The 12541-nt window shown below is 51.0% G+C and carries 10 protein-coding genes; 5 read left to right on the forward strand and 5 right to left on the reverse strand.

Going from position 1 to position 12541, the window contains the following annotated elements:
• The first annotated feature begins 507 nt into the window (after positions 1-507).
• The 3 genes from MKJ04_RS10270 (at position 508) to MKJ04_RS10280 (ending at position 6095) form a co-directional block, all read left to right on the forward strand.
• Complete coding sequence (locus tag MKJ04_RS10270; RefSeq protein WP_241641543.1) at positions 508-3777, forward strand: SusC/RagA family TonB-linked outer membrane protein; 3270 nt, start codon at positions 508-510, stop codon at positions 3775-3777.
• Between the two features lie 19 nt (positions 3778-3796).
• Positions 3797-5185, forward strand: a complete 1389-nt coding sequence (locus MKJ04_RS10275) for a SusD/RagB family nutrient-binding outer membrane lipoprotein (protein ID WP_241641544.1) — start codon at positions 3797-3799, stop codon at positions 5183-5185.
• A gap of 313 nt (positions 5186-5498) precedes the next feature.
• The gene (locus tag MKJ04_RS10280; RefSeq protein WP_241641545.1) at positions 5499-6095 is read left to right on the forward strand and encodes a ribonuclease HII; all 597 of its coding nucleotides are present in this window, start codon (positions 5499-5501) and stop codon (positions 6093-6095) included.
• A 30-nt stretch (positions 6096-6125) separates the two neighbouring features.
• On the opposite strand, the gene MKJ04_RS10285 is transcribed toward MKJ04_RS10280, so the two are convergent.
• Positions 6126-6563, reverse strand: coding sequence for a response regulator (locus tag MKJ04_RS10285; RefSeq protein WP_241641546.1), 438 nt, complete (start codon positions 6561-6563; stop codon positions 6126-6128).
• Between the two features lie 44 nt (positions 6564-6607).
• Complete coding sequence (locus MKJ04_RS10290; RefSeq protein WP_241641547.1) at positions 6608-8089, reverse strand: sensor histidine kinase; 1482 nt, start codon at positions 8087-8089, stop codon at positions 6608-6610.
• Positions 8090-8459: 370 nt separating this feature from the next.
• On the opposite strand from MKJ04_RS10290, the gene gcvT reads away from it, so the two are divergent.
• Both gcvT and MKJ04_RS10300 read left to right on the forward strand, forming a co-directional pair.
• Entirely contained in the window at positions 8460-9548 is a 1089-nt protein-coding gene (gene gcvT / locus MKJ04_RS10295; protein WP_241641548.1) for a glycine cleavage system aminomethyltransferase GcvT, read from the forward strand.
• A 168-nt stretch (positions 9549-9716) separates the two neighbouring features.
• Positions 9717-10421 carry a 2-phosphosulfolactate phosphatase gene (locus MKJ04_RS10300; RefSeq protein WP_241641549.1) on the forward strand — a complete coding sequence of 235 codons (705 nt, stop codon included), beginning with the start codon at positions 9717-9719 and terminating at the stop codon, positions 10419-10421.
• 67 nt (positions 10422-10488) lie between these two features.
• On the opposite strand, the gene MKJ04_RS10305 is transcribed toward MKJ04_RS10300, so the two are convergent.
• From MKJ04_RS10305 to dtd, 3 genes are all read right to left on the reverse strand, one after another.
• Positions 10489-10818 (reverse strand): nucleotide pyrophosphohydrolase, encoded by a 330-nt coding sequence (locus MKJ04_RS10305; protein WP_241641550.1) that lies wholly within the window; start codon positions 10816-10818, stop codon positions 10489-10491.
• A gap of 22 nt (positions 10819-10840) precedes the next feature.
• Positions 10841-11746 carry a hypothetical protein gene (locus MKJ04_RS10310; RefSeq protein ID WP_241641551.1) on the reverse strand — a complete coding sequence of 302 codons (906 nt, stop codon included), beginning with the start codon at positions 11744-11746 and terminating at the stop codon, positions 10841-10843.
• Positions 11747-11852: 106 nt separating this feature from the next.
• Positions 11853-12305, reverse strand: coding sequence for a D-aminoacyl-tRNA deacylase (gene dtd, locus MKJ04_RS10315; protein WP_241641552.1), 453 nt, complete (start codon positions 12303-12305; stop codon positions 11853-11855).
• Positions 12306-12541: the final 236 nt, after the last annotated feature.

Genomic DNA, 12541 nt, shown 5'->3' on the forward strand with positions numbered 1-12541 from the left:
ATGCTAAAAATATAACTTTAGTGTTAGAGAAAAAGCATCAATATAGTTGATTTAAAGTGAGTGCTTGCTTAAGTCAAGTGTTTGCTTGCTACAATAACAAAGGATAGATAACAATATTGTTGTGACATTAATAATGCAGGGCCTTTACTGTAGAATTAATTTTTTTATCGCCTATTGCTTTTGAATTTGCTAATCCATAATATTGACAGTCGATTTTTACTTAGGACAACACAGTGGCAAAGTAGTAATCTTTGCTAATTGAATGCCCTTATATCGATCCATTCTTATTTTAGCTTCGATGTGTCTGTTGTAGAGCGCAATAGCTAAGATTAATATTCACCAAAACTTTGATAGTAGACTTTTAAGAAGATTTGTACACCCAGTCTCAGAAGCGTCTTTTGTACCGATCTGTAGCATAGGTGCTGTGCTAATGAATTTATATTGCCTTGTAATTCCAATTAACCAGTTTATTTTAACATTAATTTCAACCTTAACTACACACAACACATGCGAAAATTATTACTGATAAGTTTTGCGATGGTGCTCATGCTGCTTCAGCAGGCCCATGCGCAGAGCAGAACGGTTACCGGCACGGTGACTGACCAAAGCACATCCCAAGGGTTGCCGGGGGTCGCGGTAATTGTAAAAGGCACAACCGTTGGGACTGCCACAGGCGTGAATGGCTCCTACACTATAAATGTTCCGACGAGCGGCGCGACACTGGTGTTCCGTTACATTGGGTATCAGACTGTTGAACGCCAGGCAGGCGACGCAAGCACTGTAAATGTTGCGCTCTCTGTAGACAATAAGCAGTTAGAGGAAGTGGTAGTAACGGCTCTGGGCTTCAAAGAAGACAAAGACAAAGTAGGTGCTTCGACCAGCCAGGTATCTGGTTCCAAAATTGCTCAGTCTGGCGAAACAAGTGCGGTAACTGGCCTTTCAGGCAAAGCCTCTGGTATTCAAATTACCCGTTCGTCTGGTGATCCAGGTGCAGGTGCATACATACAGATTCGTGGTCAGTCTACCATCACAAACTCAGTACAGCCGCTCATCATTATAGATGGTGTGCCGGTTAGCAACAGTTCCTTGGGGTCAGGGGTAGGCGGTGTGGTACAGCAGTCTCGTCTGAACGACATCAACCCGAACGATATTGAATCTATTCAGATTTTGAAAGGTGCCTCAGCCGCCGCGCTGTGGGGCTCTCGCGCTGCAAACGGAGTAATGGTTATTACAACCAAAAGAGGTTCTTCAGGCAAGGGGAAAATCAATATTGGCTACGATGTAACCTACTCTTTAGACAAGATTAGCTACACGCACGACCTACAGGATAAATATGGCCAAGGGTCTGGTGGAAATTATTCGCCAACCAATTCTCTTTCTTTCGGAGACAAGATTGCGGACAGAACAGGGGGTGCCGATGATGTAGATAAAACAGGTAGAAAATTTGTTGCTCAGGATGGCACGGAATACTTCCCAATCACGAAGAAAAATGATCGTTCTGTATTTCTAGATGATAACTTTGATGCTGTGTTCCAGAACGGCCACTTTGTGGAGCAAAATCTGAGCTTCAGTGGCGGTGATCAGGATGGAAACTTCTATGCCAGTATTTCTGACCTGAACCAGGAGGGCATCATTCGTAACAACAGCGACTACCGCAGAACAACTGCCCGTATCAATGCAGAGAAAAGATTAGCTCCAGCGTTTAAGGCCAGCGGTAACGTAACCTACTCTAAAATAAGCTCTAACCGAGTGCAGCAAGGGTCAAATACATCTGGATTATACCTGGGTTTCCTGCGTACGCCTTCCGACTTCGACATCAGAGACTATAAAGGCACCTACTTCAATGCCGCCGGAGACGCCTTATTGGGCAGGCAGCGCTCATACAGAAGATATTTGGGAGACAATGCAAGCCCAATTTACAACAACCCGCTTTGGACGATCAATGAGCAGCGCAATACCAGTGATGTGGATCGATTTATCGGTTCTTTTGAGTTTGCCTATGAGCCTACTACATGGTTAAACTTTATCGCACGTGCGGGAGCGGACCATTACACTGATCAGCGTTTAACGTTCTTCCCGTTATTCTCGGCTGAGAATGCCGGAAACGGATCTGCTACTGAGGAAACACTCGCAGAAACGCAGCTAAACGCAGACTTCATCACCCGCGCGACGCATTCTTTTGGAGATCTGGTCACAGGTTCATTCCTAGTGGGTATGAACCTGAACCAGCGCAAGTACAACAGCATTGGGGGTACATATCGTAACTTCGTGCTTGGCCAGAGTATCAGCAACTTCTCTAACGCCACAAATGAGAATACAACACCGTCTGACTTTGAGTCGACACGTCGTAATGCAGCAGCTTATGCAACAACCACGATTGGCTACAACGACATGGTGTACCTGAACGCTTCAGGCCGCTTGGAGAGCGCCTCTACGTTTGGCTCTCAGGCTCAGAGTTCTTTCTTTTACCCTGCCGCCGACGTGGCTTTCCAGTTCAGTAAGTTAGCCCCATTTGCAAACAGCAGGATTCTGAGCTTTGGTAAACTGCGCGCAGGTTACGGTGAAGTGGGAGTTGAGCCTGGTCCATACCTGACAACGGATGACTGGGTTCCTGCCTTCTTCAGCGAAAGCTGGGGTCCAGGATTGGATGCCAATGCCTATAACGGAGCCTTCGTGCGAAATGACGTGAAGGGTAACCCCGAACTGAAGCCAGAGCGCAAAAAAGAGTTTGAAGTAGGAACTGACCTGCGTTTCTTCGCGGATCGTTTGACGCTTAGCGCTACTTACTACACGAACGAAACCACTGACGCGATCTTCAATCTGCCGCAGGCGCCATCTTCTGGTTACCTGTTCAAAACTGCTAACGCCGCTACTTTGGAGAACAAAGGTATTGAGTTGGAAGTGGACGGACGCATTCTGTCAAAGGGTGACTTTACCTGGAACGTTGGTGGTAACTGGACAAGAAACCGCAATAAGGTAACTGACTTGAGAGGCGTAGAGTCGCTTTTCCTTGCTGGTTTCACTGGAGTATCATCAAGAGCAGTGGAAGGACAACCAGTTGGCGTACTTTGGGGTGGCCGGTATGAGCGTAACGAGGATGGTAGCATCGCCACGAACGAAAATGGGTTCCCGCTCACCGCAGCAACTGAGGGCGTGATCGGTAACCCGAACCCAGACTTCAGAGGCGGTATCAATACGAGGTTGGCTTACAAAGGGCTTAGCCTGTTCACACTGTTCGAATACTCGAAGGGTGGTGACATCTGGGCTGGTACAGAAGGCGTATTGCGGAACTTCGGACGATCTACTTATACCGCAGATGAGGTAACTCTTTCTGCACAGGACGCTGCTTCTATCTATACCTACAGTGGCAACCTGGTTTCTGAGAAGTATGCCCCCAATGCAGATGGCTCTTATACCTTCCGTGGCAGGGTAGAGGACTTTGGCGGCGGTAACGTTGCTTTGGATCAGGCTTACTTCACTTCTATCGGAGGTGGATTCGGCCCGAATGGTGAGCAGTTTATTCAGGATGCTTCCTGGATGCGCATCAGGGAAATGACGCTATCTTATACGCTGGCTACCCAGGGGTTCAAAAACTTCACTAAGCTACAGTCTGTGCAGTTCTCGCTGACAGGTCGTAACCTGGCTATCTGGTCTAAAGAGTTTAAGGGCGTTGACCCTGAGACTAACCTGACCGGTACCGGTAACGGGCGCGGCCTAGAGTATTTTAACAACCCTGGTACTAAGTCTTACTTAGCGTCCATCAGAGTTAATTTCTAATTCTAAAAGAAAATTTTAAATGAAAAAGATATATAGATACATCTCCATCTTCTCACTAGCATTATCGGTGATGGGTTGTGAGAGCTTTGTAGAAGGGTTCGAGGAAGATCCGAATAACCCAAGCGGGAATTCTGTTGACGTTAACAACATGATTCAGGGGGTAATGCTGGCTGACGGCTTGATTCACGAAGGCGAGATGTCCCGTATAACCGGCATGTGGACTGATCAGTTTTCTGGTGTGGACAGACAGTATGTAAACTTGGACCAGTATATTGTTACAGCAGGCGACTTCGATAGCCCGTGGTCTAACATCTACTACGCCACCATTACGCAAGCCCGTATCGCAAAAGGAAAAGCCAGAAACGAGATAAACCCTAAAATAGTGGGGGTGGCACAGGTACTGGAGGCCCATGCGGCAGGTACTACAACGGCTTTGTTCGGAGATATTCCTTTCTCTGAGGTTGGCAGCACAGAAACGCCTTCTTTTGACTCACAGGCTCAGGTATACAGTAGCATTCAGGTGTTGCTGGATTCTGCCATAACCAATCTTGCTCTGAACAGAGGACTCCTAAAAGCTGAGAAGGACATCTATTTCGGAGGCGACGCTCAAAAATGGCTCCGTGTAGCGTATACGCTCAAAGCCCGCTATTACCTGCAGGCAGGGGACTATGCAAAGGCTGAGAGTGCAGCGCTGCAAGGTATCAGTGACCCAGCAAACAATATGGTTGTGCCTCACTTCGAATCATATTACAATGCGAATGTGTTTTACTCATTCGGTGTGCTCGAAAGACCCGGCTACATGACAGCTGAAGGAGCATTTGCCCCTAAACTGATCGATCCGGCTCAGAAGGACGTTTTTGCCAGAAACCGTAATAATGCTAAGACGAATGAAACAGCCCGTTTTAACTTTTATTATAAAAGCACTTCTGGTGCTTACGACCTGAACTATACGGGGGCATTTGCCAAAAATCAGGGTTTTGCCTTAGTTACTTACGGAGAAACGCAGCTGATTCTTGCAGAAGCCCGTTCCAGGCAGGATAACCTGCAGGGCGCTGTTGATGCGCTGAATGCGTACAGAAGCAAGTTGAATGACAAGTTTGGAGCAGGTGCTTACCAATCCTTCCTGCTTACTGACTTTGCTATTGGCGGATTTGAGAACAATGGATCACTTTTGCCAAAAGAATCGCTTTTGAATGAGATTCTGGAAGAGCGTTATGTAACCTTCATTGGCAATATCGAAGCTTTCAACGATGTCAGGAGAACGGACAACCGTTTGAACATACCAGTGAAGGGTTCAGGAAATCAGATTCCTGAGAGATTCCTCTACCCACAGGATGAGGTTAACTCAAACCCGAACACTCCAAGCCCACTGCCTGGCTTGTTTGAGCCGACAGCGCTGAACAAATAAGCTTGGTGAAGGCGTTCTGGGCGAAGTGCCTGAGAACATAAATTAGTCCATACAAAAGAAGGCCTTTCAATTTTTAATTGAAAGGCCTTCTTTTGTATATGGTGGCGCTCTGCGAGATTTTATACCAAATCATATATATTGCCTTCCAAAGCAAAAGCGTGTTCTGATGCCGCTAGCTCTTTCATCAATAAAGCATGATCGTATGTATGGGAAAGTGTTTGAGCGATTTGGTAGTATTGGGTATGTTCGCAGAAGCTACATTTATACCAATAGTACCTTAAAGTAAATTATCAGCAATACAGTAACCATTTACATGCTCCTATCAAACCACAGTGGCCATACCCTGGAGGCGGGCGTAGACGAGGTAGGCCGGGGCTGCCTGGCCGGGCCTGTGGTGGCCGCCGCCGTCATCCTGCCCATCGACTACCAACATCCGCTCCTGAACGACTCCAAGAAACTGAGCAAAAAGCAGCGGGACCTGTTGCGGGTGGATATCCTGAAAGACGCGGTAGCCTGGGCAGTAGGGGAGGCCACGACTATAGAAATAGACGAGATCAACATCCTGAATGCTACCTACCTGGCCATGCACCGGGCGCTGGCAAAGCTACAGCCGTCGCCGGCCTATCTGCTCGTGGACGGAAACCGGTTTAAGCCTTTCGGGGAGGTGCCCTTTAGCTCCATGGTAAAAGGCGATGGGCGCTATCTTTCCATTGCAGCGGCCTCGGTGCTTGCCAAAACCTACCGCGACGACCTGATGTGCACGCTGGCAAAAACGCATCACCAGTATGGCTGGGAGCAGAACGTAGGCTACCCTACGCGGCGGCACCGGGCGGGTATAGCAATGCATGGTGCCACAGAGCACCACCGGCAATCGTTCACCCTGCTACCCAAAGACCCTAAAACTGATTAAGTCGGGTTTATGCGGGCCTAGCAAATGCTTTTACTTCAATTTGATCAGGTCGAGGAAAAGGCTGAAGCTGTCGAGGGAAGAGTGGCTGCGCTCAAAGCTGTCGAAGGTGAGGGGCTTGACAATGTAGCCCGTCACGTTCAGGCGCTGTGCCGCCATCCGGTCTGTTTCCTCGTTGGAGGTCGTCATGATAAAGACAGGGATGTGACTGAATTCCGGCTCGTGGCGCAGCTCGGCCAAAAACTCTAGCCCGTTCATTTTGGGCATGTTGATGTCGAGGAGAATAAGGCTGGGTGCCGGGGAGATTTTTTCGGCTCCTTCGGTGCCTCTCAGCATATTCAGTGCCTCGCGGCCATTCCGAGCGACATGTAAGGGGTGCGTGAGGTTGATTTTTCCGAGCTCGCGCTCTACATTCATAATATCCAGGTAATCATCTTCTACTAAAAGGATATTCACAATTTTATCACTCATTATATATTCGGTGCTACTGGTAAAACTAAGACAAAACTATTAAATTATTCCGCGTCTTCCGCGTTTTTGGGCCACGTAAAGGTAAAGGCCGCGCCCTCGCCGGGCTGCGACGTGAGCCAAATCGTGCCCCCCTGCCACTCCACAATCTTCTTCACAATGGTTAGGCCCACGCCGGTGCTTTCTACGGCGTCGCGCTCCTGCAGGGTCTGGAAAATCACAAAAATCCTGTCATGGTATTGTGGGTCGATGCCCGGTCCGTCGTCTGAAACGGAGAACACATGGAAATCGTCTGTCTCGTAGTGCGATATTTTTATCAGCCCCGCCTTTTTGTCATGGTACTTCAGGGCGTTGCTGATCAGGTTGCTGAAGACTTGCTGCAGCTGTATACGGATGGTATGCAGCGTCGGCAGGCTATCCATCACTTCTATTTTGAAGCCGGCAGGCGGCGCAAGCATATCCACTACCTCGCTCAGGAGAATGTTGGTGTCAACCTCTTCCGCAATCTGGTTGGTGCGGCCAATGCGGGCCAGGGCCAGTATGCCGTTGATTAGGTTCTCCATGCGGTGCACCCGGATGCGCATCATCATGAGGTACTCCTGTATGTTGGGCGGCAATTGGGAGCCCATGTCTTCTTCTACCCAGCGCGAAGCCACCTCAATGCCCCGTAGCGGCGCTTTCAGGTCATGCGACACCACGTAGGCAAACTGGTCCAGCTCCGTGTTCTTGCGGTCCAGCTCACTGAAGGTCTCGTCGATCGTGAGGGCCATGCGGTTGAGCGAGTTCGATAGCTGGCTGAGCTCGTCGCGGGAGGTGTCGATGATCTTTGTTTTATAGTCGCCCCGCGAGATTTCCTCCGCCAGGCCAACCATTTTAATGATCCGGTCGGTGATGAGGCGCGTGATATAATATGCCCAGCCAAGCCCGAGTATAATCGAGAGCAGGGTGAGAATGGTGGACACCTGCCGGGTCGTGTTGATACTTTTCTCGAGGCGGGCGCGGCGCTCGCCCCGAACCTGGTACTCGTAGGAGTTGAAGTCACGGAAGGCCGCGCGGACGGAGTCGATCAGGATTTTCTCGCCGAGCACCAGGCTGTCAAGCTTGGCGGAGATGTCCTGGTCCAGCGAGTCGCGGGTGTTGCCGCGTTTCAGGGCAATCAGGGGCTCGGCATACAGGTTCTCGAAGTTGGTCTGCAGCCGTATGATGTCATCTATCTTGTCGGTCTGCTCCGGCGAGTCGGTCACGAAGCTCCGGGTTTCCTGAAGCAGGTTAGGTAGTTGCTCCTTGGCCTGCAGGTAAGGCTGCAGAAATGTCTCGTTCCCGTTGAGCAGGTAGCCGCGCAAGCCGGTTTCCATATCGATGATGTTCCGCTGCAAGGAGGCCGAGTTGCGCACAACAATCTGCGAGCGCGTTACCCAGACGGTATTGTCGATCACATCCTCCGAGAGCTGAAAATTGACGATGGCCACTGCCGTGAACAGCAGCGAGATAAGTAAAAAACCGGCGAATAGCTTTACTGAGAGTTTCATTTGAGGGCGTTCTCCTTGGTCACAAAGGCAGGCAATGCTGCGGAAGCCAAAGGTACAATAGTTTTTGAGAGTTCGGGAAGCCCGCGAAGCCAAAACGGCCGCAGGTCAGGCACATGGAAGGGTATGGGGTCTAACACGTTGCTGTATGGTCTGATAGGTGCGTTATATGCTGCTTTTAAAAGAATCCTATGGGCCCCGAGTACAGGCACGGTAGCCGGCGGGCAGTGACACTGGTACGGCTTGCGTGCACAGAATGTTGACGCCCGTTGCCGGCAACAGGTGCGGGCCTTGCACGTGCGGGAGATTATGTTCGGAAGAGGGGCGAATTTTACTTATTTTTGTCGCACAACAGCTAGAACCTGAGATAAGCATGGAACTTAAGAAAATTGCGTTGAATGACGTGCACGAAGCGTTAGGCGCCAAAATGGTGCCCTTTGCCGGGTATAACATGCCCGTGCGCTATTCCTCTGATATAGAAGAGCACAACACGGTGCGCAATGCGGTGGGGATTTTTGATGTATCGCACATGGGTGAGTTCCTGCTGCGCGGCCCGCAGGCCCTGGACCTGATTCAGCGCATCACCTCAAACGACGCAAGCAAGCTGGCCGATGGCAAGGTGCAGTACTCCTGCTTCCCCAACCAGGAGGGCGGCATCGTGGACGACCTGCTGGTATACCGCCTTTCGGAGGAGGAATACATGCTGGTGGTGAACGCCTCCAACATCGAGAAGGACTGGGCCTGGGTGAACAAGTTTAACACGCAGGGTGTGGAACTCGCGAACATCTCAGACGAGCTTTCGCTTTTTGCGGTGCAGGGCCCGAAGGCAATCGAGGCGCTCCAGCCCCTCACTGCGCTGGACCTGCCGGGTATGGCTTATTATACCTTTGCCAAAGGCACCTTTGCCGGCGTACCCGATGTGCTTGTGTCGGCGACGGGGTATACCGGGGCGGGCGGCTTTGAAATCTATGTGAAGAACGACAATGCCAAAGCGGTTTTCGATGCGATCATGGAAGCGGGGCAAGCCTATGGCATCAAGCCGATCGGGTTGGGCGCGCGCGATACCCTGCGCCTGGAGATGGGTTTCTGCCTCTACGGCAACGACATCAACGACACGACTTCGCCCCTGGAGGCGGGCCTGGGCTGGATCACCAAATTCGACAAGGCGTTTACTAACTCCGATGCCCTGAAAGCGCAGAAAGAAGCCGGGGTGCAGCGCAAGCTGGTTGCCTTCGAGATGCTGGAGAAAGCCATCCCGCGCGCGCATTACGAGATCGTGAACTTAGAAGGCGACGTGGTGGGTGAGGTAACATCGGGCACCATGTCCCCCTCGCTGGGCAAAGGCATCGGCCTGGGCTATGTCACGAAGGAGTTGAGCAAAGTGGGCACCGAGCTATACATCCGCATCCGCAAAAAAGACATGAAAGCACAGGTGGTGAAACTGCCTTTCGTTCAGAAATAGTTATGCGTTGCTCATTGCATGTTGTTCGATGCCTCTTTCCGAATGCGAATTATGAGCGACGAGCAACCAATATCGATCAACGAAAAACGCTCTACATTTCCCAGGACCAGGGGCTGCCAGCCGAATGAGCGGCGAACAACCAATATCGATCAACGAAAAATCAAATAGATGGCAAGTATAGATGTGTGCTACAGCCCCGAGCTGCTGCACTTGTATGATCTGAAAGGAAAAGCAGTAGTGGCGGTGGATATTCTGCGCGCCACGTCCACTATGGTTACAGCGTTTGCGCATGGGGCCACAGCTATTTTTCCGGTAATGGAGTTGGAGGAGTGCCAGGCGTTTAGCCAGCAGGGGTGCCTGACTGCCGCAGAGCGGAACGGTATAAAAGCTGAGGGGTTTGACCTGGGCAACTCTCCGTTCAGCTACATGGACGGGGCAGTGAAAGGGCGGTCAGTGGCCATCACCACCACAAACGGCACGCGGGCCATTCGCCTGTCGGAGGCGGCCGAGGAGATTGTGATCGGCTCGTTCCTGAACCTGAAACGCGTGGCGGATCATTTAAAGCAGCTTCAGCTGGACGTGTTGGTGGTATGCGCTGGCTGGAAGGGTATGTTCAACCTCGAAGACACGCTGTTTGCCGGTGCCCTGGCCGAGAGCCTGCTGGAGGATTTTACTTTTGAGAACGACGCCACGCTGGCCTCCCTGCATCTGTACCGTGCCGCCAAGCCAGACCTGTTCGCCTTCCTGAAGGAATCGTCGCATGTGCGCCGCCTCCAGAACCTGGACATACACCAGGACATCCATTACTGCCTCCAGCACGACCTCTACGAAGTGCTCCCCGTCTGGCAACACGACAAGCTGATAGGAGTTTAGAGAATTGAGGAGTTAGAGAGTTAAGGAGTGAGTAGAGCTTTTTATTTCATTTAAACTCTCCAACTCCTCAACTCTCTAACTTTTTATTGTCTTTGTGTCGTTGGCTGTCGCGGGAGGTTTTCTTTTCCAGGTTTTTGTGCAGGGCTTCGGTCAGGTCGATGCCGGTTTGGTTGGCCAGGCAAATCAGGACGAACAGCACGTCGGCCAGTTCGTCGCCCAGGTGCTTGCCTTCGTCGCTTTTCTTGAAAGACTGCTCCCCGTACTCGCGGGCGATGATGCGGGCCACCTCGCCCACCTCTTCCGTCAGGATGGCCATGTTGGTGAGCTCATTAAAATAACGAACCCCATTCTCCTGTATCCATTTATCCACGGTGGCTTGCGCCTCGGCTAACGTCATATGCGGTGTGTTGCTTGGTATGTTATTTCCCAAATTTAACCACAAAATCGACATATGGGATACCGATGGACAATACATCGCGGGCAATGTCGGGGCTGTTCAGAAAAGCCAGGTCTACGGTAATCTTCTCACCCATAAACCGGATGCCGTAGGAATACACGCCATAGTATGTATCAGTCGGCACGATCCAGTTTTCGGTAACGAGGGCGGTTTTTCGGCCTATTCGGGTCATGCCGCTAAGCGTGAACAGGGGCCGCCCCGATACTTCCCCGTCTACGTAACCAAAACCGACGCCCAGGGTGGCGTTGTTGTCGCGGTTGCCGTAAGTCACGATTCCATACCCTATACCCAGGCCATCAAAGTCTTCTATCGGGGCGTTGGCGTAGAGCACACCTGCCCCGGCGCTCCATTTCTCATTGATGGGGAAGGAGTATTTTGGGGTGATGAAAAAGATTGGCTCCCCGGAGAATGTGGAAATGAGCTCGAAACCGGCCCCGATGGTGAACCGGTCCGTCACGCCGTAATTAAACGAGCTCAGGACGAGGTATGTGTTCTGGTAGTATGCCTCGCCCTTACGCAGGCTGTAGGCCGATGGCGAGAAAAGGTAGCGGGTGGCATTGGGGTTGTCAAACCAGAAAGCCCCGTTTCTGAAGTTTCGCTCGTCTAGTATGCGGAATACTTTCACGGACTGCATCGGTATGGTGATTTCACCGGCTGTGTCGGTGAGCAGCCGTATACCCGCCTCGCTCTGCCCCAGGTATACCCCCTGAAACACGGAACCGTCAAGCGTCTCGACGAGCCACCGCTGTGGCTTTGCTTCCTGGGTTTGGGTGCTGTCGGTTTGTTGCGCGTTCGCTACCGTGCCCGCAAGCGCGACACTCAGAAATATGAACGTGAGAAATGCATAAATACGGGAGATGCTGCGCATAGCTGACAGGCGTTAAGTCCGGAATAAGTAGACACGTAAGGGGTATGCCCCAATATTACAAATATACTTGCATATAGTAATATTGGTTAGCCTTTTTGTTGCCGGGCTACTCTTTGTTTCTGGAGTCGATCACCACCGTGACAGGGCCATCATTCAGCAGCGACACTTTCATGTCTGCCCCAAACTCGCCAGTCTGCACGGGCTTTCCGAGGGCCTGCTCCAGCAGGGCAACAAACCGCTCATACAGCGGAATGGCAAGCGACGGAGGGGCGGCATTGGTATAGGAGGGGCGGTTGCCTTTTTTGGTACTGGCAAACAACGTGAACTGGCTGATGACCAGCAATTCCCCCTGCACATCCTGCACGCTCAGGTTCATCTTGCCCTCCGCATCCCCGAAAACACGCAGCTGTGCCACTTTCCCGGCCATCCATTTCAGGTCTTCCTCGGTGTCTTCCGGACAAAAACCAGCCAAAACCAGTAACCCGAGCCCAATCCTGCCCTTCGTTCTTTTATCGATCTCAACAGAAGCCTCCGTTACCCGCTGTAATACAATGCGCATAGAAATAGGTGTGTGTTTTTGGGGCAAAGATAAGGGTTGAAGGAGTTAATTGTTGATTGTTAGTGGCTGATTGTTGGTTCGCAGTATAATTGTTGATTGTTAGTTGCTGATTGATGGATCGCAAAAAGTATGGTATGATCAACCTTGAAACAACTCCACCCAGGGTGCGAACAATTAACAACGACGTAAAGCAAAAGAGCAGCGCGTTTGTAAAAGTCCCCAATGGGGTTGGGGGA

It is taken from the genome of Pontibacter sp. E15-1 (assembly GCF_022601975.1).
Classification (GTDB): Bacteria; Bacteroidota; Bacteroidia; order Cytophagales; family Hymenobacteraceae; genus Pontibacter.